This is a genomic window from Monashia sp. HAY1-5C, from assembly GCF_056755255.1.
The window spans coordinates 52,917-74,665 of the sequence record NZ_JBPGXG010000004.1; the positions used below are offsets into that span (position 1 = coordinate 52,917).

Sequence of the window (21,749 nt, forward strand, 5' to 3'; positions counted from 1 at the left end):
CATGGTGCCGGAGTGACGGGTGTGACCGCCGGGACCGCGGCAGGCGACGACGGCACCGTCACGCCTTCGGCGCCGCGTGGCGACGAGGGTCCGCCGTCGGTGGCCTCGGTCGAGGAGCTGCACGGTGAGGTGCTCCACGCCTTCTCCCGCCACCTCGGAGCCGAGAGGGGCCGCTCGGTCCACACCCGTCGGGCCTATCTGGGCGACGTCCGCCACCTGCTGGGCTTCGCGGCAGCTCGGGGCGTCACCGACGTCGCCGAGCTGCGGATCGGTGACCTGCGTGGCTGGCTCGGCGAGCAGGCGGACGGTGGCGCCGCGCGCGCCACGATCGCCCGCAGGGCCGCCGCCGCCCGCACGTTCCTCCGGTGGGCCGAGCACACCGGTCGGATCCCGTCGGACCCGTCGGTCCGGCTGGTCGCTCCCAAACGCACGTCCTCGCTGCCCGGTGTCCTCAAGCAGGGCGAGGCGAGCCAGCTGCTGAGCCTGGCCGCGACCCGCGCCGACGACGAGGACCCGATCCACGTCCGCGACCGTGCCGTGCTGGAGCTGCTGTACGCCAGCGGGATCCGGGTCGGTGAGCTCGCCGCCCTGGACGTGGACGACCTCGACCTCGGTCAGGGAACGGTCCGGGTCCTGGGCAAGGGCGCGAAGGAACGCATCGTCCCGTTCGGGGCGCCCGCAGCGAGCGCCCTCGAGGCATGGCTGACCGTCCGCCCGAGGCTCGCCGGCGAGCGCTCGGGGCCGGCCCTGTTCCTCGGCCGCCGCGGGCGGCGCGTCGATGCTCGGCAGGTGCGCAGCGTCGTCCACGAGCTGCTCTCGCACCTTCCCGAGGCCCCGGACCTCGGCCCGCACGGCCTGCGGCACAGCGCTGCCACGCACCTGCTCGAGGGTGGCGCCGATCTGCGCATGGTGCAGGAGATCCTGGGCCACGCCAGCCTGGCCACCACGCAGATCTACACGCACGTGTCGGTGGACCGGCTCCGGCGCAGCTACGAACAGGCCCATCCCCGAGCGTGACCGGCGTCCGACCGCCCCCTCAGCCGAGGGGAAGCAGGACGATGGGCGCCCGGCCGACGAAGGCCACCGGGTCGAGGTACTGCCGACCGCGCAGCACGCCCCAGTGCAGGCACGTCCGTGGCGAGCAGTGCCCGGGCGCGGCGGTCACCGTGCCGACCCGCTCGCCGCGAGCGACGGCCCCTCCGACCCCGACCGTGGCCGCGACCGGCTCGAAGGTGCTGCGCAGACCACCGGAGTGGGACACGACGACGACGCCCCGCCCGGCCAGCACGCCGGCCCACGTCACGGTTCCGGCCTCGGGGGACCGCACGGGCTGCCCGACCGTCGCTGCGAGGTCGACGCCGCGATGACCGGCGCCCCATGGCTCCTCGGGCGGGTCGAAGCGGCGCTCGACGACGGGATCAGGGTGCAGCGGCCAGGACCACGGGCCCTGGCGAACGGGCGCGGTTGCCGCCGGTGCGGGGGCCGACGTGGCGGCCGAGCGGGTCGGAGGCGGTGGGGCCGCCCAGGGTGCCGCACCCAGGGAGGCCGCGCCGACAGCGACGCCGGCCACGAGCGCGGACAGTGCAGAACCGAGGGCCATGCCTCCATCCTCGGCAGCGCACCGGCCGGCGCCCAGGCGCCGAGAGCCGGGCTGTGGACGACGTCCCGCCCGGCAGGTAGGTGTGGACGGCCGGCGGGGCTGGTGGTGCGGTCAGTGACCGGCGGCGGCGAGTCGGCGGCTGGCCTCGCGGAGCACCTCGTCCTTCTTGCAGAAGGCGAACCGGATCAGCGTCCGGGCTGCGTCCGCGTCGTCGTGGAACACCGAGACCGGCACGCCGACGACGCCGGCGAGGTCGGGGAGGCGTCGGGCGAACTCCAGTCCGTCGACAGCCCCCAGCGGAGCGGCGTCCGCGATGACGAAGTACGTGCCGCCAGGTCGGGCCACTGCGAGGCCCGACTCGGCCAGGGCAGAGCAGAGCAGGTCGCGCTTGGTCTGCAGCGACTCCCGCAGCGAGGCGTAGACGTCGTCACCGAGGCCGAGGGCCACCGCGACGGCGGGCTGGAAGGGACCGGACGCGACGAACGTGAGGAACTGCTTGACGGTGCGTGCGGCCGCCACGGCCGCGGCCGGTCCGGTGAGCCAGCCGACCTTCCAGCCGGTGGCGGAGAACGTCTTGCCCCCGGAGCTGATGGTGATGGTCCGCTCGGCCATGCCGGGCAGCGTCGCCATCGGCACGTGTTCGGCGCCGTCGAAGACGAGGTGCTCGTACACCTCGTCGGTGACGACCCAGGCGTCGTGCTCGCGCGCGAGCGAGGCGATGAGCTCGAGCTCGGCGCGCGTGAACACCTTTCCCGTCGGGTTGTGCGGCGTGTTGAGCAGCACGAGCCGGGTGCGGGCCGAGAACGCGGATCGCAGCGACGCCTCGTCGACCGCGAAGTCGGGGAAGCGCAGGACCGAGGTCCGACGCGTCGCGCCGGCAAGGGCGATCGTGGCGGCGTACGAGTCGTAGTACGGCTCGAAGGTGACGACCTCGTCCCCGGGCTCGCAGAGGGCGAGCACGACCGCCGCGATCGCCTCGGTGGCACCGGCCGTGACGAGCACCTCGGAGGCCGGGTCGACCCGTAGCCCGTAGAAGCGCTCCTGGTGGGCAGCGACGGCATCGAGCAGCTCGGGCACGCCCGGGCCGGGCGGGTACTGGTTGCGCCCGCCGTCGATGGCGGCCTTCGCCGCGTCGAGCATCTCGCGGGGACCGTCGGTGTCGGGAAAGCCCTGCCCGAGGTTGATGGCGCCGGTGCGAACGGCCAGCGCCGACATCTCCGCGAAGATCGTCGTACCGAACGGCGTCATGCGGGAGATCAGCGGTGAGCCCATGCGCCCGACCCTACCCAGCGCCGTGGTGGTCAGGAGCCGAGGCCGCAGGCGGTGACGCGGTACAGCGTGTAGTCGCCGACGGTGCGCACCTTCTCGACGCCGGGGTTGGCATCGAGGTCGGTGAGGCCCGAGGTGCGCTCGGGCAGGTCGAGCCAGTACACGTGCGGGGAGCCGATGGCCCAGCGGATGTCGTGCCGGGCGAGGGCGGCGCACACGTCCGGGCGGTGCTCGAGGTCGTCGAAGCCGGTCCCGATGACGATCTCGTCGCCCGTCGTCGGGATGGGCAGGGACCGGTAGAGCGTGTTCGTGCCGAAGAGGGCGAACATGAGCGGCGAGCCGTTCTCCGGCCGGCCGACGACGCCCTGCCCTGCGGGGATGTCGGCCGCGAGGCTGCGCAGCGCGTCCTGGGCCTCGAAGGACAGGATGACCTTCCTCGCCTCGCCCGGTCGGAAGAACCCGGCGAGCATCTGCCCACGGGTGTGCGCGCTCCAGACGACCGTGAGCAGGGGCAGGAGCGCGATCGCCACCAGGGCGGCGAGGGCCGGTCGCGTGCGCACCACCGGCAGCCGCAGCAGGAGCACCCGCAAGGCGGGTGCCGCCGCCGCGACGAGGACGACGCCGGGCACGGCCGCGAGCGACGCGAGCCGGACCTTGTCGTTGTACCAGTATCCGGTGATGAGCGCGGTCCACGTGGCGGTCGACGAGGCCGCCATGACGTAGAGCGCGACGGCGGCCAGCCACATGGCGACGACGGGGATCGCCGCACGCGCGCGCAGCAGGATCCACCCGATGCCGAGCACGATGAGCAGCAGGAGCCCCCAGAGCACCACGGAGATCTGCAGCCGTCCGCCGACGACCTCGACGAGGGCCGTCCAGACCGACACGCGCCCCGTCCACTCGTAGGACTGCGTCGACGCCAGCCGCGCCGACACCGTCGGTGCCACGACGAGCCCGCCCACGCCGACCGCGGCGACGACGACGAGGTCACGCGTCACGGTCCACCACGAGGCATGGCCGAGCCATCCGGCGCGCAGCCGCGCCGTGACGAACCACACGAGCGCGAAGACGACGAGCGCCACGAGCGCGTTGGGCTGCACGAGCGCCAGCCCGGGCAGGGCCACGGCGAACCCGAGCCACTGGCCGACGCGCCGGGACCGGGCCGCCTGGAGCATGAGGGCGAGCGCACCGGGCGTGAGGGCGTTGGCCATGAGGTTGGGCCACAGCACGCCCCAGCCGAGCAGGATCGTGGGGAAGGAGACGAACGCGGCGGACGCGAAGCCGGCCGCGTACGTGACGAGCCGCGAGGTTCCGAGCGCATGCCGCACGAGGGCGACACAGCCGAGCGGCCACACGAACGCGGCCAGCACGACGGTCGCCGCGTTGGTGCCGGCCAGGACGTGGGCTCCGCCCCACGGCAGCAGCGCGGTCGCGATCCAGGAGTGGAAACCGTTGGGGTAGAACGTCGGGTTGGCGACCGAGAAGTTGCCGGTCTCGAGGAACAGCCGGATGCGGTCGAGGTGGTAGACGGCATCGGGGCTGTCGACGAGCTCGTCCGGGCGTCCGATGGCCGGCAGGATCGTCACGAGCGCGATGACGACACCGATGACGAGGGCCACGACGGCATCGGGGTGTGGCCGCCCGAGAACGCGCCGGGCCGCCCCCACGTCGGGCTCCGGTCGCCCCGCCCGGCGCAGGACGCGGCGCGCGACGCCTGCGACGACCCACGCCGCCCCTGCCGCGACGACGGCGACGGCGAGGAGGGGGAGCAGCCCCCACCGGATGCCGACGCGCTGGACCACCGTGGTGGCGACGGCGACGACGGTGACCGACACGGCCGGGGCCACCGCGAAGGCCTCCATGCCGCGGGTGCCGAGGGCCCGCACGACGAGCCAGCCCGGCACGACGAGGACGGCGGTCAGGACGACGAGGACCGGGATCGTCTGGAACCAGCTGTCCCAACCCGTCGAGTTCGCCATGGCGGTCATTCTCGCCCGTCCGCGCGATTTCCCCGCAACCCGGGTCAGGCCGTACGATTGTCGGCGGTCACGTGTGCCCGCACACGCGACCGAATTCGCGCGTCTTCGTCCGGGCTCACGCCCGGGGCACGTCACGGCAGTCCCGACCACGTCGGGCGGGACGGGTCAAGGCGCCAGGAGTGCGGTTCGTGGAGGGCCGGGGAGACCCCGGTCGGACGCGTCGCCGCCTGACAACTGACAACACACACACAAGGAGGACACGGCATGGCCGTCGTCACCATGCGCCAGCTCCTCGAGAGCGGCGTCCACTTCGGGCACCAGACCCGTCGCTGGAACCCCAAGATGAAGCGCTTCATCATGACGGAGCGCAACGGCATCTACATCATCGACCTGCAGCAGTCGCTGACGTACATCAACAACGCGTACGACTTCGTCAAGGAGACCGTGGCCCACGGCGGCACGATCCTCTTCGTCGGCACGAAGAAGCAGGCCCAGGAGCCGATCGCCGAGCAGGCGACGCGCGTCGGCATGCCGTACGTCAACCACCGCTGGCTCGGTGGCATGCTCACCAACTTCCAGACGATCTCCAAGCGCCTCACGCGCCTCAAGGAGCTCGAGGAGCTGAACTTCGACGACGTGGCCGGCTCGGGCTACACGAAGAAGGAGCTGCTCATCCTCAAGCGCGAGAAGGACAAGCTCGAGAAGACGCTCGGCGGCATCCGCTCGATGTCCAAGGTCCCCTCGGCCGTGTGGATCGTCGACACGAAGAAGGAGCACCTCGCCGTCGACGAGGCGCGCAAGCTCGGCCTGCCGGTCATCGCGATCCTCGACACGAACTGCGACCCCGACGAGGTCGACTACAAGATCCCCGGCAACGACGACGCGATCCGCTCCGTCACGCTGCTGACGCGCGTCGTGGCCGACGCGGTCGCCGACGGCCTGGTCCAGCGCTCGTCCGGCAAGTCCGGTGGCGACGCCCAGGCCGAGGAGCCCCTGGCCGAGTGGGAGCGCGAGCTCTACGCGGACGCCGCTGCGGCCGACGCCGCCGAGGCCCCGGCCGAGGCAGCCACCGAGGCGCCCGCCGACGCGCCCGCCGAGGTCCCGGCCGAGGCCGTCGCCGAGCAGGCCTGAGCCTGCTCGGGACCGCCATCCAGTCGAATCCCACTGACGAAAAGAGCGATACAGAGCATGGCGAACTACACCGCCGCTGACATCAAGGCCCTGCGCGAGCAGACCGGCGCCGGCATGATGGACGTCAAGAAGGCGCTCGACGAGGCCGAGGGCGACCGCGCCAAGGCCGTCGAGATCCTGCGCGTCAAGGGCCTCAAGGGCGTCACGAAGCGCGAGGGTCGCACGACCTCCAACGGCCTCGTGACCGCCAAGGCCGAGGACGGCGTCGGCACCCTCGTCGAGGTCCTCTGCGAGACCGACTTCGTCGCCAAGGGCGAGAAGTTCATCGCCCTCGCCGACGAGGTGCTCGAGCAGGCCGTCGCGGCCAAGGCCTCGAGCGCCGAGGAGCTCCTCGCGAGCACGACGCCCGACGGTCGCACCGTCCAGCAGCTGCTCGACGACGCGAACGCGACGATCGGCGAGAAGATCGAGATCAAGCGCGTCGCCCGCATCGAGGGTGCCAACGTCGCGGCCTACCTCCACAAGACGAGCCCCGACCTGCCCGCGCAGATCGGCGTCCTCGTCGCGATCGAGGGTGGCGACGACCAGGTCGGGCGGGACGTCGCGATGCACGTCGCGGCCTTCAGCCCGACCGTCCTCACGCGGGACGAGGTCGCGGCCGAGACGGTCGAGAACGAGCGCCGCGTCGCCGAGGCCACGGCCCGCGAGGAGGGCAAGCCCGAGGGCGCCCTCCCGAAGATCGTCGAGGGTCGCGTCAACGGCTTCTTCAAGGAGAACGTCCTGCTCGAGCAGCCGTTCGCCAAGGACGCCAAGAAGTCCGTCGGCAAGGTCCTCGAGGAGGCCGGCGCGTCCGCGACGTCCTTCGCCCGCTTCCGCGTGGGTCAGTGACGTCCGCCTGACGACCCGCCCGGCGCCCGCCGCCGGCGCACCGACCGATGCCGGTCGCCCCACGAGGGGCGGCCGGCATCGGTCTGTCCGGGGGCTCCGTCCACGGCCCAGGGCCCACGGGCGACGGTGACCTTCACAGGATCTCCACACGTCGCACCGACGCCACCCGCGGGCCCGCTCCTAGAGTCAGGGGCATGAGCCAGGGGAACGATGCGCCGCCGGTCGCGACCGCGGGGGCGACGCTGCTCGTCGTCGAGGACGACCCGACGATCAACCAGGCCCTGACCGACCGGCTCGTGGCGGAGGGGTTCCGGGTCGTGCAGGCCCACGACGGGCCCAGCGCCGTGGCGCACCACGAGGAGCACCGGCCCGACCTCGTGCTCCTCGACCTCATGCTCCCGGGCTTCGACGGGCTCGAGGTGTGCCGCCGCATCCAGGCCCAGCGGCCCGTACCCGTCCTCATGCTGACGGCCCGTGCCGACGAGACGGACCTGCTCGTCGGCCTCGGCGTCGGCGCCGACGACTACGTGACCAAGCCGTTCCGGATGCGCGAGGTCGTCGCCCGGGTCCGGGCGCTGCTGCGGCGCGTCGAGCGCGCCCGCGAGCTGGCGTCGGCGCTGCCGGGGCCGCTCGTCCTCGGCGCGCTCTCGGTCGACCGCGGCAGCCGGCGCGTCACCGTCGACGGCGCCGACGTGCACCTGACTCCGCTCGAGTTCGACCTGCTCCTCGCGCTGTGGGCCGAACCCGGGGTCGTGCGCACCCGCGACGAGCTCATGCGGGAGGTGTGGGGGTGGGCCGACGCCGGCCGCACCCGCACGCTCGACAGCCACGTCAAGGCCCTGCGGGCCAAGATCGGCGGGGACCGTGTGCGCACCGTCCACGGGGTGGGGTACGCGCTCGGGGTGGACGAGCCGTGACGCCGCCCGCCGATCCGGCCACCGGCCCGGCCGCCGCCCCGCCCGCCGACCCTCACGTCCACCGGCACCCGCCGGTGAACCCCGAGCGGCCGCTCGACGGCATCCGCTCGGTCAAGGCCAAGCTGGGCCTGCTCGTCGGGGCCAGCATCGTGGCCGCCATCGTCGTGGCCGAGGTCGGTGACCGGTCGGGGGTGCCCGGCTGGCTCACGCTCCCGGTCACGGTCGCCGCGGCCCTGGGCGTCACCCAGTGGCTCGCGCGGGGGATGACCTCGCCCCTGCGGGAGATGACCGACGCGGCCGCCCGGATGGCCACCGGCGACTACTCCCGACGCGTCACGGCGTCCTCCTCCGACGAGGTCGGCACGCTCGCCAAGGCCTTCAACACCATGGCTGGCGACCTCGCGTCCGCGGACCAGCAGCGGCGGCAGCTCGTCGCCACCGTGTCGCACGAGCTGCGCACGCCGCTCGCGGCCCAGCAGGCGCTGCTGGAGAACCTCGTCGACGGCGTCGTGCGACCGGACGACGACGTCCTGCGCGCGGCGCTCGCCCAGGCCGAGCGGCTCGGGGCGCTCGTTGGCGACCTGCTCGACCTCAGCCGCCTCGACGGCGGAGCCGACCGTCTCACCCTGGGGACGGTCCGCGTCGCCGACCTCGTCCGACGGGCGGTGGGGGAGGTCGGCGTCGGCGCGCCGGGCGGGCTCGGGCAGGGGCGACGCGTGCGGCACGAGGTGTCGCTCGAGCCGGCCGACCTGACGGTGACCGCTGACCCGGCGCGGCTCGCTCAGGTGCTGGCCAACCTGCTCGACAACGCGGCGCGGCACAGCCCCGAGGGCGGGACCGTCACGGTCCGCGCCGGCGAGGAGGGCGCCGACCGTTGGTGGCTCGAGGTGGCCGACGAGGGGCCCGGGATCCCGCCGGAGCGCGCGGAGCGCGTCTTCGACCGGTTCGGTTCCGGCGAGGACGCAGGCGGCGGGACCGGCATCGGTCTGGCCATCGCCAGCTGGGTGTGCGAGCTGCACGGCGGGTCGATCGCGGCGCTTCCCTCCGACCCCGGGCGGCCCGGGGCCCGCGTCCGTGCCGTCCTGCCTCGTCACCCGAATGTCGTTGCGCCCGAACCAGACCCACGTCCGAAGGAGACCGTCATGTCGTCGTCCGTTCCCGTCCCGTCCACGGCCGGGGCACCGGGTGCTCCGGTGGCGACGCGGCCGGCGTCGCCGCCCGGGCCGCTCGTCGACACCCTCTTCGGTGACCTGTGGCCCGAGACCGGGCTGGGGCCACAGACCCGGCTGCTGCTCGCCTCCCTCGGGGTCGGCGTCCTCGCCGCGGTCCTCCTGCCGTACCGCAACCTCGGGGTCGCGTTCTGCGTGGTCCTGCTCCTCGGCGGCGCCCTCCTGTGGCACACGAGCGAACGGCGCCGCACGCCCTGGGGCATCGCGACGACGGTCGTCGGCGCCGGGCTGGCCACGCTCGCCGTCCTCCGGGCCGCCGAGTGGCTCACGGTCCTGGCCGTCATCGTCGGCGTCGTGCTGACCGCCACCGCACTCACCGCCGCCAGGGGGCTGCCGGCGATCGTCGCCGGCGTCGCGTCGTGGCCGCTCGCGGCCCTGCGAGGGCTGCCGCTCCTCGGACGGACCGTCGCCGCCACGAGCCGGGTGACGGTCCTGTGGCCCGTCGTGCGCACCGCCGCCCTCTCGCTCGTCGCGCTCGTCGTGTTCGGCGGCCTGTTCGCCTCCGGTGACGCCGTCTTCGGGTCGTGGGCCGGCCACCTGGTGCCCCAGATCGCCTGGGACGGCCTCGTCGTCCGGTTCTTCGTCGGGTTCGTCGTGGGCGGGGCCCTGCTGGCAGCGACCTATGTCGCCCTCAACCCGCCGCAGGTCGGGCGGGTCGTCCTGCCCGCCGGTCGTCCCGTGGCGCGGCTCTGGGAGTGGGTCGTGCCGGTCGCTCTCGTCGTCCTCCTGTTCGTGGCCTTCGTCGTGGCGCAGGCCGCGGCCCTCTTCGGCGGGCACGACTACGTCCAGCGCACGACCGGCCTGACGTACGCCGACTACGTCCACCAGGGGTTCGGGCAGCTCACTGCCGCAACGCTGCTCATGCTGGTCACCGTCGCCATCGCCGTGCGCAAGGCGCCCCGCGCGAGCGCTCGCGACCGGCTCCTGCTGCGCGTCGTGCTCGGTGCACTCTGCGCCCTGACGCTCGTCGTGGTCGCGTCGGCGCTGCACCGCCTGGACCTCTACCAGCAGGCCTACGGCTTCACCGTGCTGCGCCTGCTCGTCGTGGCGTTCGAGCTGTGGCTGGGGCTGCTCGTCGTGCTCGTCGTCGTGGCCGGTGTCCGGCTCGAGGGCTGGTGGCTGCCGCGCGCCGCGCTCATGTCGATGGCCGCGTTCGTCCTCGTCGGCGGCCTCGCCAACCCGGAGGCGTGGGTCGCCCAGCGCAACTTCGACCGCTACGCGGTGACCGGCGCGCTCGACGCCGCCTACCTGTCGACCCTGGGGCCGGACGCGGCACCGACGATCGTCGCGGGCCTGCCGAGGGCCGTGGCGTCGTGCATCGTGCAGCCCGACCCGACGGCTCGTGACGACGCCCTCGCGTGGAACCTCGGACGGTCCCGGGCCGCGGCCCTGGCGGTCCAGGCGCCCTCGGGTGCGGAGGCAGCCAGGTGCGCCGCCCTGCTGGCCAGGGGCCTGCACCACTGAGGCAGGATGGCCGGGTGCGTCGCGACATCGCCGAGCGCTTCGAGCTCGACCCGGCCCTGACCCACCTCAACCACGGCGCGTTCGGTGCGGTTCCGCGGGCCGTCCGCGAGGCCCAGGACCGGGCCAGGGCCAGGATCGAGGGCGCCCCGATGCGGGCCTTCCGCGACGAGCTGCCCGACGCCCTGGCAGCCGCGCGGCGGGAGGCGGCCGCGTTCGTCGGGGTGACCCCGGACTCCACGGCCCTCGTCCGCAACGTCACCGAGGCCGTCGGCGTCGTCCTGCAGGGGCTCGACGTCGGCCCCGGCGACGAGGTCGTCGTCAGCGACCACGGGTACCTCACGGCCGGCTGGTCCGCCCAGGCGCGGGGGGCGAGTCTGCGCACCGCCTCCTTCCCGGTGGACGCCGCGCCGGACGACGTCGTCGCGGCCCTCGCCGCCGCGGTCACCGGCCGGACCCGGCTCGTCATGATCGACCACATCACCTCGCCGACGGCGCTCGTGCTGCCCGTCCGCGAGGTCGCGGCCGCGGTCGCCCCGGTCCCCGTCCTCGTCGACGCCGCGCACGTCCCGGGGGCGCTCCCGGGCACGGACGTCGAGTCCCTCGGCGTGGCGTTCTGGGCCGGCAACCTGCACAAGTGGTCCTACACGCCTCGCGCCGCGGCGACGCTCTGGGTGGCGCCGGAGCACCGCGACCAGATGCGTCCGCTCGTGACGTCGTGGAGCCACGGCCTGCCCTTCCCCGAGCGGTTCGACCTGCAGGGCACCGTCGACCACTCGGCCTGGTTGGCCGTGCCCGACGGCCTCGCAGCCTGGCACGCCTTCGGCGGCTGGGACCAGGTGGAGCGCAACGCGCAGCTGCTCGTCCGTGGTGCCGAGCGCGTTCGCGTGGCCCTCGGCACCGCGATTCCACACGGCGGCCTGCCGTCGGCTCCGTGCCTGCGCCTCGTGGCCCTCCCGGAGGGGGTGGCCACGACCACCGAGCACGCCGAGGCCCTCTGGCAGGCGCTGCACGCGGCGGGTTTCGTCGTGCCGCCCGTCGCCTTCGGCGGACGCGGCTACCTGCGCCTGGCCGCCGCCCCGTACAACGACGAGGACGACTACGCGCGGCTCGCCGAGGCGCTGCCGGCGATCGTGCGGCCCTGACGACGCCCCTTCGAGGGGTCCGGACGGGCCGGGTCAGGGCTCGATGCGGTCGATGCGGATCGGATGTGGAAAGATCGACCGACCCTGCGAACGCATCCCCCGAGGAGGCCCCGCGCCCATGACCGACGCCCACCCCACCCCGTTCCACCGGGTCCTCCTCAAGCTCTCCGGAGAGGTCTTCGGGGGTGGCCGCATCGGTCTGGACCCGGCCGTCGTCGCCGGGATCGCCAGGCAGATCGCCGAGGCCGTGCGCGGCGGCGTCCAGGTCTCGGTCGTCATCGGCGGCGGGAACTTCTTCCGCGGTGCCGAGCTGCAGCAGCGCGGCATGGACCGCACCCGGGCCGACTACATGGGGATGCTCGGCACCGTCATGAACTGCCTGGCCCTGCAGGACTTCCTCGAGAAGGAGGGCATCGAGACGCGCGTCCAGTCCGCGATCGCGATGCAGCAGGTCGCCGAGCCGTACATCCCGCGGCGCGCCATCCGCCACCTCGAGAAGAACCGTGTCGTCATCTTCGGCGCGGGTGCCGGCATGCCGTACTTCTCCACCGACACGGTCAGCGCCCAGCGTGCCCTCGAGACCAAGTGCGACGCCCTCCTCATCGCCAAGAGCGGCGTCGACGGCGTCTACACCGCCGACCCGAAGACCGACCCCACCGCGACGAAGTACGACACGCTGACCTTCGAGGAGGGCCTCGCGAACGGTCTGCGCATCGTCGACGCCGCTGCGTTCAGCCTCTGCATGGAGAACAAGCTGCCGATGGTCGTCTTCGGCATGGAAGGCGCCGGAAACATCACCCGTGCCCTGCTCGGTGAGAGGATCGGCACGCTGGTCACCAACGCCTGACCGGCTGGGCTGCGCCCCGCCGGCGCCGGCCCACGCCACGGACCATCCCCAGACACGCCAGCCACCCGCTCACGAGGGACGAGGAAGCCACACCGCCATGATCGAAGAGACGATGTTCGAGGCCGAGGAGAAGATGGACAAGGCCGTCGAGGTCCTCAAGGAGGACTTCGCGGGCATCCGCACCGGCCGGGCCAACCCGGGCCTGTTCAACAAGCTCACCGTCGAGTACTACGGCGCGCCGACCCCGCTGCAGCAGCTCGCCTCGTTCCAGAACCCCGAGCCCCGCACCATCCTCGTCATCCCGTTCGACAAGTCGGCCATGCACGCGATCGAGAAGGCCATCCGCGACTCGGACCTGGGTGTCAACCCGAGCAGCGACGGCAACCAGATCCGGTGCGTCATGCCGGAGCTGACCGAGGAGCGCCGGCGCGAGTACATCAAGCTCGCCCACGGCAAGGCCGAGGACGCGCGCGTCTCGGTGCGCAACATCCGCCGCAAGGCCAAGACCGACATCGACAAGCTCGTCAAGGACGGCGAGGTCGGCGAGGACGACGGCACCCGCGCCGAGAAGGAGCTCGACGGCCTGACCAAGAAGCACACCGACCTCGTCGACGGTCTCGTCAAGGCCAAGGAGGCCGAGCTGCTCGAGGTCTGACCTCGCGGCTCCAGCCATGATGACGACCGACTCGCCGTCGGAGCCCGCGGACCGCCAGTCCGCGGCGCACCCGGCCGACGGCGGCGACGGGCTCCTCGAACCCGTGCCCTACGACCCCGCCCTCGACGACGTCGCCGGCCTGCCCGCCGGCGACGTCATCGAGAAGCGCCCGAGCCGCGCGGGCCGTGACCTGCCGGCGGCGATCGGCGTCGGCCTCGGTCTCGGTGTCGTCATCGTCGCGTCCCTGACGCTGTGGAAGCCGTCCTTCCTCGTCGTCGTCGTGCTGGCGGTGGGCGTCGGTATCTGGGAGATGCGCGGCGCCCTGCGGCACGCCGGCGTCCGGGCGCCGATCGTGCCGGCGCTCGCCGGGGCGGTGGGCATGGCGTGGGCGGCGTACGTCCACGGCCCGGGTGCGCTCACCGTCGCGTGGGCGCTGACCTGTCTGGCCGTGGTGCTGTGGCGCGGCACCGGGCGTCTCGACGGCGCCGGGCGGGACGTGCTCGGAGGCGTGTTCGTCGCCACCTACCCGACGTTCCTCGTCGGCTTCGCCATCCTCCTCCTCGCGCCCGAGGACGGTGTCGGGCGCATGTTCGTCTTCCTCATCACGACGGTGTGCAGCGACGTCGGCGGCTACGCCGCGGGGGTGCTCTTCGGCCGGCATCCCATGGCACCGACGATCAGCCCGAAGAAGTCGTGGGAGGGCTTCGCCGGCTCGGTCGTGCTGTGCGTCGTCGGCGGTTCGCTGACCGTCCACTTCTTCCTCGGCCACGCGTGGGTCATCGGCGTGCTGCTCGGGGTGGGGGTGGCCGTGGCGGCGACCGTCGGTGACCTCATGGAGTCGCTCATCAAGCGCGACCTCGGCATCAAGGACATGTCCAACATCCTGCCGGGGCACGGCGGCATCATGGACCGCCTCGACTCGCTCGTCGTCGTCGCGCCCGTGGTGTGGACCGTGCTGACGCTGCTCGCCGCCCAGCCGTCCTGACCGGCTGGGTCGTTTTGACTCGGCCTGCGAGAATGGCTGTCGTCATGACCGAGACCTCCGTGCCCCTGCCCGAGCCCACCACCGCACGCCCCGAGCCGGGCCAGCTGACCTTCCGGGCCCCGCGTCGCGGCAAGCCGCCGCGCCACCTCGCCGACCTCTCGCCGGCCGAGCGCAAGGATGCGGTGGCCGCGCTCGGCCACCAGGGGTTCCGGGCCCGGCAGCTGTCGACGCACTACTTCGAGCGGCTCGTCGACGACCCCGAGCAGATGACCGACCTGCCGAAGGGCGTCCGGTCCGAGCTCGTCGCCGACCTGCTGCCCACCCTGCTGACGCCGGTCGTGCAGCGCGTCGCCGACGACGGGCAGACCCTGAAGTACGCCTGGCGCCTGCACGACGGCGCCATCGTCGAGTCGGTCCTCATGCGCTACCCGAAGCGCGTCACCATCTGCATCTCGAGCCAGGCCGGGTGCGGGATGAACTGCCCGTTCTGCGCCACCGGCCAGGCGGGACTGACCCGCAACATGTCGGCGGCCGAGATCGTCGAGCAGGTCGTGTGGGCGGCCCGCGCGCTGCGCCGCGGCGAGCTGGCCGGCGGCGGCGACGCGGACCGCGAGCACCCGCTGCGCGTCAGCAACGTCGTTTTCATGGGCATGGGTGAGGCGCTCGCCAACTACAAGGCGGCCATCGGGGCCATCCGACGCCTCACCGACGCGGCGCCGGACGGCCTGGGCATGTCGGCGCGCGGCATCACGATGTCGACCGTGGGGCTCGTGCCGGGCATCGACAAGCTCGCCGCCGAGGGCATCCCGGTGACGCTCGCGCTCTCGCTCCACGCCCCCGACGACGAGCTGCGCGACGAGCTCGTGCCGATCAACACCCGGTGGAAGGTCGACGAGGCCATCGACGCGGCCTACCGCTACTTCCAGACCACCGGCCGACGCGTCTCCATCGAGTACGCCCTGATCCGCGACATCAACGACCAGGGGTGGCGGGCCGACCTGCTCGGCGAGAAGCTCGCCGCGCGGGGACGCGGCTGGGTGCACGTCAACCCGATCCCCCTCAACCCGACGCCGGGCTCGAAGTGGACCGCCTCGCGCCCCGGCGTCGAGCAGAACTTCGTCGAGCGTCTCCGGGCCCACGGGGTCCCGACGACGATCCGCGACACCCGCGGTCAGGACATCGACGGCGCCTGCGGGCAGCTCGCCGCCGCCACCGCCTGAGTCGGACGGCCCCGGGTCACTCCTGCAGCCGCGCCAGCGCCGCGGCGGGGTCGACCCCGAGGTCGGACGCGACGAGCCGGATCAGCGACTCGGTCTCCTCGGCGCAGGCGGCGCACCCGCGCAGGTGCACGAGCATCTCGGGCAGCTGCCGGGTCTGCGGGTGCTCGACGAGAGCCTCGGCGTACCGGTCGGCGAGGTCGAAGCAGTCCTCGCACGACAGCCAGGGCTCCGTGTCCAGGCTCAGCGCCCGGGCGTCGTCGGGCGTGAGGCGCCGTGGTGTGGAGGTCATCGTGTCTCCCCGGTGGCGGGTGTCAGGTGTCCGGTGGCGGTCAGGTGGTCCCGGATCCGCGACCGGGCCACGTGCAGCGTCTTGTAGAGCGCGCCTCGCGTCGTGCCCAGCCGCTCGGCGAGGACGTCGATCGGTACGTGGTCGACGAGCAGCGCCACGGCGATCCGGCGCTGGTAGGGCGTGAGCGCGAGCGCGAGCGCCGATGCCACGGCGGCAGCGAGGTCGGCGGCCTCGGCGTGGTGCTCCGGACCGGGGGCGGCATCGACCCACGTCGCGTCGTCGGGCAGGCAGACCTCGCGCGTGGCCCAGGCCTGCCGGCGAACCTCGTTGGCGGCGTGCAGGATGCCGAACTTGTAGGCCCAGGTCGTGAAACGGCTGCGGCCCTCGAACGTGTCGAGCTTGGCGAGCACGTCCACGAGCGCGTCGTCGGCCGCACACTCCGCCACTCCCTCGAGAGTTGCCGCGCCGGCGTGGGGCAGCTGGCCGCGCAGGTGCCACACCTGGTGGCGGGCGGCCTTGAGCACGAACGAGTGCAGCTCGCGCAGGGCCTCGTCACGCCGAGGACCGGTAGCGGTGAGGTCGGCGACCCAGTCGCGGGACACCGGGCGCGGGACCGGGCGCGGGACCGCGCCGGGTGACCGCCCGGCGTCGACGGCCGGGTGCAGGGCGCCGTTCGGGTCGGCGATCGTCACGACGACCATCCTTCCGGGGAGAGGATGCGTGCGGCAAGGACCGGTGGGCAGCCTCGGTCGACGAGCTGCAGGACGGCGTGCACGTCGACGCGTCGGTCCGCGGCCAGCCGGCCGGCGAGGTCGGCGTCGAAGCCGGCCTCGAGCAGGCGGCACCGGCGCCACGTCGTCACGTCGACCGGCGGCCCCACCGGTCCGCAGCCCGGGTGGCGACGGGTCGGATGGATGGTCATACCGGGTTGGTGTCGCTCGACGCGGCCGTCTTACCGGACCGGCCGGGCTCCACCACGGGGTCGCGGAGGACCGGCGGTAAGGCCCGCACCCCGGCCCGACACCAACAGGGTGTCGCGGCGAACGGTGCCCCGAGCCCCACGTACGGGGCGGGACGGCATCGACGCCGTGGGCCCGTGCATCACCTCATACGAGAACCAAGGAGTGCCCATGTCCAGCACCCACGCCATCCCGACGCGTCCCGGCAGCGGGGACGCCACAGCGGCCGCCGCACGCCGGGATCCGGCCCGCCAGGCGTTCCTCGTCCTCCGGACCGCGTTCACCGTCGCGCCGATCATCTTCGGCGCCGACAAGTTCGCCCACCTGCTCGTCGACTGGGACCGGTACCTGGCCCCACCGATCGCGCACCTGTCGCCGTTCAGCGTCCACCAGACCATGTACGTGGTCGGTGTCGTCGAGATCGTCGCCGGGGTCGTCGTGGCGGTGTGGCCTCGGATCGGGTCGCTCGTCGTCGCGGCGTGGCTGGCGGGCATCATCGTCAACCTGCTGCTGATCCCGGGCTACTACGACGTCGCGCTGCGCGACTTCGGGCTGTTCCTGGCCGCGGTCGCGCTGAGCCGCCTCGCCGTCGCCTACGACCGGCGGCCCCTGCCGTGGGCGCGGGGACACGCCCGGTCCTGACGCCGCTGCGGTCGCGCGCCGGCGATGTGCCCGGCGTCACGACCGCTCGTCCGTCCCAAGGGTCACCTCGGCGCACCGGCTCTGGCGCGGAGGCGACCCCGACGGCACAGTGAGGCCATGACCACCGACGGCATCGATGCCACGTCCGCCTTCGAGGCCTACCGCGAGCTGCACGCGTCGAGCCTGCGCGACCCGGAGGGGTTCTGGGCCCGGGCCGCCCGGGCCGTCGACTGGGTCACGCCGCCGACGCGCGTGCTCGACGACTCCCGGCCGCCCTTCTACCGCTGGTACCCGGACGCCGAGCTCAACGTGTGCCACAACGCCCTCGACCGGCACGTCGCCGCAGGACGCGCCGACCAGCCGGCGCTGCACTACGACTCACCCGTCACCGGGACGAAGGCGACCCTGACGTACGCCGACCTCCTCGACCGGGTCGCCCGCTTCGCCGGGGCGCTGGCCGGGCTCGGGGTCGAGAAGGGCGACCGCGTCGTCATCTACATGCCGATGGTGCCCGAGGCGGTCGTCGCGATGCTCGCCTGCGCCCGCCTCGGCGCCGTGCACTCGGTCGTCTTCGGCGGCTTCGCCCCGCAGGAGCTCGCGGCACGCATCGAGGACGCCGAGCCGAAGGTCGTCGTCTCGGCCAGCTGCGGCATCGAGCCCTCCCGCGTCGTCGAGTACAAGCCGATGCTCGACGCCGCCCTCGACCGAAGCAGCCACAAGCCGGAGTCGGTCGTCGTCCTGCAGCGCGAGCAGCGGCCGGCGGCGGTGGGGGAGCGCGACACCGAGTGGGAGGAGATGACCTGGGACGAGGTCGTCGCCGACGCGGAGCCGGCCGACTGCGTCACCGTCGCGGCCACCGACCCGCTCTACATCCTCTACACGTCCGGCACGACGGGGCGGCCCAAGGGCATCTACCGCGACTGCGGCGGGTACGCGGTCGCGCTGCGCTGGTCGATGGAGCACGTCTACGACGTCCGTCCCGGCGAGACGATGTTCACGGCCAGCGACGTCGGCTGGGTCGTCGGCCACTCCTACATCGTCTACGGTCCGCTGCTCACCGGCGCCACGACCGTCCTCTACGAGGGCAAGCCCGTCGGGACGCCCGACGCCGGCGCCTTCTGGCGCGTCATCGCCGAGTACGGCGCCGTGTGCCTCTTCACCGCCCCGACGGCCTTCCGGGCGATCAAGAAGGAGGACTCCGCGGCGGCCAAGGTCTCCGAGCACGACCTGCGCCGGTTCCGCACCCTCTTCCTCGCCGGCGAGCGGCTCGACCCCGACACGTACGAGTGGGCCTCGGTGGCGCTCGGTGTCCCGGTCGTCGACAACTGGTGGCAGACCGAGACCGGCTGGCCCATCGCCGCCAACCCCACGGGGATCGCGCTGCTGCCCATCAAGCCGGGCTCGCCGACCGTCGCGGTGCCCGGCTACGACGTCCGCGTCCTCGACGGCGAGGGGCACGAGGTGCCGGCCGGGACGGAGGGCGCCATCTGCATCAGGCTGCCCATGCCGCCCGGAACCCTGCCCACGCTGTGGCGCGACGACGACCGGTACGTGTCGTCCTACCTGTCGGCCTACCCCGGGTACTACCTCACCGGCGACGGCGGCTATCTCGACGAGGACGGCTACCTGTTCGTCATGGGCCGCACCGACGACGTCCTCAACGTCGCCGGGCACCGCCTGTCCACCGGCTCGCTCGAGGCGGCGCTCGCCGGGCACGAGGCCGTCGCGGAGTGCGCCGTCATCGGCGTCCACGACGATCTCAAGGGGCAGGTGCCGCGCGCCCTCGTCGTGCTCAAGTCGGGCATCGACGGCGACGTCGAGGGGGAGCGGATCCGGCGCGAGCTCGTGGACCGCGTCCGGGCCGAGGTCGGACCCGTCGCGGCGCTGCGCCGCGTCGACATCGTGCCCGCGCTGCCCAAGACCCGCTCGGGCAAGATCCTCCGCAAGACGATGCGCGAGATGGCCGATGGCAAGGACGCCGTGGTACCGGCGACGATCGAGGACGCATCGGTCCTCGACGCCCTCGCCCCGGTGCTCACGGGCCCTGCCCAACGGCCTGAGTGACCTCCCGCCACAACCGCGCCGTGGCGCAGTTGTGGCAGGCCGATCGTGCCCTGAGCGGTCCAGAATCGCGCCGTGGCGCGGTTGTGGCGGGCCGATCGTGCCGTGAGCGGTCGAGAATCGCGCCGTGGCGCGGTTCCGGTCAGGTGTCCGCGGCGGGACCGGCGGCGAGGGTATCCGGCACCTCCTCGATGTCGTCGACGAGGTGCACGGCGCCGGCCATCCGGCGGTCGGCGGCGAGCGCGTGCAGCGTCGGCCAGACCGGCACCTCGACCGACCACTGCCGGCGCCCGACGAGCACGAGCGGCGGCAGGTGCGCGTCGTCGAGGGCGTAGTACAGCGGCGTCACGGCCTGGAAGATCTCCTGCACCGTGCCGGCGGCACCGCCGAGCACGACGACGCCGGCCGTGCTGCGGGCGAGCAGCCCCTCCTCGCGGATCGCGTTGGAGAAGTACTTGGCCACGGCGTCGCAGAAGACGTTCGGCGGCTCGTGCCCGTAGAACCACGTCGGGATCCCGAGCGAACGGGCCGTCGGCCCGAGCGACTCCGTCGGCAGGGCCGGCTCGTCGCCCAGCAGGTCGCTGCGCACCGCGAGGGCGAGGCGCGCCCAGTGGGTGACCGACGGCCGGAACGTCGGCACGGCGGCGAGCCGGCCCAGGGCATCGTCGAGGTCGGCGGCGTCGCGGCACAGCGCGCCGAGGTTGACCGCCTCCATCGCTCCCGGACCGCCCCCGGTGGCCACGACGTGCCCGTCGGCGGCCAGACGGTGCCCGAGCCGGGCCGCGGCCGCGTACGCCTCGGTCCCGCGCTCGACGCGGTGGCCACCCATGACGCCGACGACCGAGCGTCCCGCGACCAGCTCGTCGAGCTCGTCGGTCACGGTGTCGTCGTGGATCGCCCGCACGAGCGTGCAGTAGGCGTCGGTGCGCAGGCGGGCGTCACGGAACCAGCGGTAGGCCCGCGCGTCGGGCGTCGCGTCGTAGCCGCTCTCGAGCCCCGCGTAGAGGTCCTCGGGCCGGTACAGGCCGCGCCACGGGTCGACGGGCGCGTCGGCGATGCCGGGGAACACGATGGCGCCGCGGCGCAGCAGCACCTCGGTGACCTCGATCGGCACCGTCCCGCCGAGCACGACCAGGCCGGTCAGGTCGGCGTGCTCGGCGAACCGCTGCGCGTAGCCGGTGAGGTCGAGCCCCTGCAGGCGCAGCCCCCCGAGCGGCGACCCGGCGTCGAGGTGGTCGTCCAGGGCCTCGAGGCTCTCGATCTCCATGGCGTCATCCTGCCGTGGCCGTCGCTCCGGGCGTGGACGCGGCACCGACACCGGCGCCGGGTTTGCGAGGATCGCGAGGTGCTCGCCGTCCTCGAGGGTTTCGCCACGATCGCCGTCATCGTCGCGGTCGGCTGGCTCCTCGCCGACCGCCGCATCCTCGACGAAGGCGCCCAGGTCACCCTCTCGCGGCTGGCCTTCCACGTCGCCTCGCCCGCGCTGCTGCTCACCGTCATGCAGCGCACATCGCTCGACGCCGTCCTGTCGGCCAACCTCGTCACGTCGCTCATCAGCTTCGCGGTCGTCGTCGTCCTCTACCTGACGATCGCCCGGTTCCGTTGGGCCGGAGGGACGCTCGGGTCCCGGCTCGTCGGCAGCCTGTCCGCCGCGTACGTCAACGCCGGCAACCTCGGCATCCCCATCGCCCTCTACGTCCTCGGCGACGTCGCGTGGGTCGCCCCGACGCTGCTCATGCAGCTGCTCGTGATCACGCCGGTCTACATGGCCCTGTTCGACAGCGACGCCCGCGGCGAGCGGCCGAGGCTGCTGCGGTCCCTGCGACGGATGTTCAGCAACCCGATCACGCTCGGCGCCGTCGCCGGGCTGCTCATCGCGGTGTTCGACGTGCACCTGCCGCGGGTCGTCGCCGACCCCGTCGACCTGCTCGGACGGATGGCCGTGCCGTCCATGCTCGTCGCGTTCGGCATCTCGCTGCGGCGTGGTCCGCGGCCGGCGACGGGCGGGGCGGCAGAGCACGTGTGGGCCATCGTCGGCATCAAGGTGCTGCTGATGCCGGCGGTCGCACTCGCCGTCGGCCTGGCCCTGGGCCTGCGTGGCGACGCGCTCTTCGCCGTCGTCGTCACGGCCGCGTTGCCGACGGCCCAGAACATCTTCACGTACGCGGTGCGCTACCGCCGAGAGGTCAACCTCGCCCGCGACGTCATCTTCGTCAGCACGTTCGCCTCGATCCCGGTCATCCTCGCGATCGCGGCCCTCTTCCACGGCCTCGCCGGCGTCTGACCAGCAGGCGTGCCGGGACCGCCCGGCGCCCCGACCGCCCGGCCGCCGACCCCGGCCGGCTCGCGGATCGCCCCGGCGGTGCAACACACCGAACAGCTGCCAGGGACCCCGGGAATACCCGTGCGGTGTTGGCGACTGCTCGGTGTGTTGCCTGTCTCTTATACACATCTGACGCTGCCGACGACGGA

At 73.3% G+C, this 21,749-nt stretch carries 20 protein-coding genes; 13 read left to right on the plus strand and 7 right to left on the minus strand.

Annotated features, from left to right (window positions below; genetic code table 11):
- Positions 1–12: 12 nt before the first annotated feature.
- Positions 13–1,017, plus strand: coding sequence for a tyrosine recombinase XerC (locus ACR9ZK_RS01325; protein WP_481339227.1), 1,005 nt, complete (start codon positions 13–15; stop codon positions 1,015–1,017).
- Positions 1,018–1,036: 19 nt separating this feature from the next.
- On the opposite strand, the gene ACR9ZK_RS01330 is transcribed toward ACR9ZK_RS01325, so the two are convergent.
- From ACR9ZK_RS01330 to ACR9ZK_RS01340, 3 genes are all read right to left on the minus strand, one after another.
- Positions 1,037–1,600 (minus strand): murein hydrolase activator EnvC family protein, encoded by a 564-nt coding sequence (locus tag ACR9ZK_RS01330; RefSeq protein WP_481339229.1) that lies wholly within the window; start codon positions 1,598–1,600, stop codon positions 1,037–1,039.
- A 111-nt stretch (positions 1,601–1,711) separates the two neighbouring features.
- Positions 1,712–2,872 carry a pyridoxal phosphate-dependent aminotransferase gene (locus ACR9ZK_RS01335; protein WP_481339231.1) on the minus strand — a complete coding sequence of 387 codons (1,161 nt, stop codon included), beginning with the start codon at positions 2,870–2,872 and terminating at the stop codon, positions 1,712–1,714.
- Positions 2,873–2,901: 29 nt separating this feature from the next.
- The gene (locus tag ACR9ZK_RS01340) at positions 2,902–4,848 is read right to left on the minus strand and encodes a DUF6541 family protein (RefSeq protein WP_481339233.1); all 1,947 of its coding nucleotides are present in this window, start codon (positions 4,846–4,848) and stop codon (positions 2,902–2,904) included.
- Positions 4,849–5,112: 264 nt separating this feature from the next.
- Here ACR9ZK_RS01340 and rpsB point away from each other — a divergent pair, with 264 nt between their 5' ends.
- The 9 genes from rpsB (at position 5,113) to rlmN (ending at position 15,326) form a co-directional block, all read left to right on the plus strand.
- Entirely contained in the window at positions 5,113–5,979 is an 867-nt protein-coding gene (gene rpsB, locus ACR9ZK_RS01345; RefSeq protein ID WP_481339235.1) for a 30S ribosomal protein S2, read from the plus strand.
- Positions 5,980–6,036: 57 nt separating this feature from the next.
- Positions 6,037–6,867, plus strand: a complete 831-nt coding sequence (gene tsf, locus ACR9ZK_RS01350) for a translation elongation factor Ts (RefSeq protein WP_481339237.1) — start codon at positions 6,037–6,039, stop codon at positions 6,865–6,867.
- A gap of 194 nt (positions 6,868–7,061) precedes the next feature.
- A complete protein-coding gene (locus ACR9ZK_RS01355) occupies positions 7,062–7,784 on the plus strand; it encodes a response regulator (protein ID WP_481339239.1) in 723 nt (240 codons plus the stop codon).
- A complete protein-coding gene (locus ACR9ZK_RS01360) occupies positions 7,781–10,477 on the plus strand; it encodes a DUF4153 domain-containing protein (RefSeq protein WP_481339240.1) in 2,697 nt (898 codons plus the stop codon). The genes ACR9ZK_RS01355 and ACR9ZK_RS01360 overlap by 4 nt, the downstream gene beginning before the upstream one ends.
- 14 nt (positions 10,478–10,491) lie before the next feature.
- Positions 10,492–11,619 carry an aminotransferase class V-fold PLP-dependent enzyme gene (locus ACR9ZK_RS01365; RefSeq protein ID WP_481339242.1) on the plus strand — a complete coding sequence of 376 codons (1,128 nt, stop codon included), beginning with the start codon at positions 10,492–10,494 and terminating at the stop codon, positions 11,617–11,619.
- 118 nt (positions 11,620–11,737) lie between these two features.
- The gene (gene pyrH / locus ACR9ZK_RS01370) at positions 11,738–12,466 is read left to right on the plus strand and encodes a UMP kinase (RefSeq protein WP_481339244.1); all 729 of its coding nucleotides are present in this window, start codon (positions 11,738–11,740) and stop codon (positions 12,464–12,466) included.
- Between the two features lie 97 nt (positions 12,467–12,563).
- On the plus strand, positions 12,564–13,121 hold the full coding sequence (gene frr / locus ACR9ZK_RS01375; RefSeq protein ID WP_481339246.1) for a ribosome recycling factor: 558 nt from the start codon (positions 12,564–12,566) through the stop codon (positions 13,119–13,121).
- A gap of 16 nt (positions 13,122–13,137) precedes the next feature.
- Complete coding sequence (locus ACR9ZK_RS01380) at positions 13,138–14,106, plus strand: phosphatidate cytidylyltransferase (RefSeq protein WP_481339248.1); 969 nt, start codon at positions 13,138–13,140, stop codon at positions 14,104–14,106.
- Between the two features lie 44 nt (positions 14,107–14,150).
- Positions 14,151–15,326, plus strand: a complete 1,176-nt coding sequence (gene rlmN, locus ACR9ZK_RS01385; protein ID WP_481339250.1) for a dual-specificity RNA methyltransferase RlmN — start codon at positions 14,151–14,153, stop codon at positions 15,324–15,326.
- A gap of 16 nt (positions 15,327–15,342) precedes the next feature.
- Here rlmN and ACR9ZK_RS01390 read toward each other — a convergent pair whose 3' ends face one another.
- Genes ACR9ZK_RS01390 through ACR9ZK_RS01400 form a run of 3 tightly spaced genes read right to left on the minus strand, consistent with a single transcriptional unit; the run spans position 15,343 to position 16,537 of the window.
- Positions 15,343–15,615: a hypothetical protein gene (locus ACR9ZK_RS01390; protein ID WP_481339252.1), complete on the minus strand. Its 273-nt coding sequence runs from the start codon at positions 15,613–15,615 to the stop codon at positions 15,343–15,345.
- A complete protein-coding gene (locus ACR9ZK_RS01395; protein WP_481339254.1) occupies positions 15,612–16,307 on the minus strand; it encodes a sigma-70 family RNA polymerase sigma factor in 696 nt (231 codons plus the stop codon). Before ACR9ZK_RS01395 ends, ACR9ZK_RS01390 begins: the two co-directional genes overlap by 4 nt.
- The gene (locus tag ACR9ZK_RS01400) at positions 16,304–16,537 is read right to left on the minus strand and encodes a hypothetical protein (RefSeq protein WP_481339256.1); all 234 of its coding nucleotides are present in this window, start codon (positions 16,535–16,537) and stop codon (positions 16,304–16,306) included. The genes ACR9ZK_RS01395 and ACR9ZK_RS01400 overlap by 4 nt, the downstream gene beginning before the upstream one ends.
- 208 nt (positions 16,538–16,745) lie before the next feature.
- On the opposite strand from ACR9ZK_RS01400, the gene ACR9ZK_RS01405 reads away from it, so the two are divergent.
- Complete coding sequence (locus tag ACR9ZK_RS01405; protein WP_481339261.1) at positions 16,746–17,216, plus strand: hypothetical protein; 471 nt, start codon at positions 16,746–16,748, stop codon at positions 17,214–17,216.
- Between the two features lie 117 nt (positions 17,217–17,333).
- Complete coding sequence (locus ACR9ZK_RS01410; protein ID WP_481339263.1) at positions 17,334–19,280, plus strand: propionyl-CoA synthetase; 1,947 nt, start codon at positions 17,334–17,336, stop codon at positions 19,278–19,280.
- Positions 19,281–19,419: 139 nt separating this feature from the next.
- On the opposite strand, the gene ACR9ZK_RS01415 is transcribed toward ACR9ZK_RS01410, so the two are convergent.
- A complete protein-coding gene (locus ACR9ZK_RS01415) occupies positions 19,420–20,544 on the minus strand; it encodes an LOG family protein (protein ID WP_481339265.1) in 1,125 nt (374 codons plus the stop codon).
- A gap of 78 nt (positions 20,545–20,622) precedes the next feature.
- Here ACR9ZK_RS01415 and ACR9ZK_RS01420 point away from each other — a divergent pair, with 78 nt between their 5' ends.
- A complete protein-coding gene (locus ACR9ZK_RS01420; RefSeq protein ID WP_481339267.1) occupies positions 20,623–21,561 on the plus strand; it encodes an AEC family transporter in 939 nt (312 codons plus the stop codon).
- Positions 21,562–21,749 lie beyond the last annotated feature (188 nt).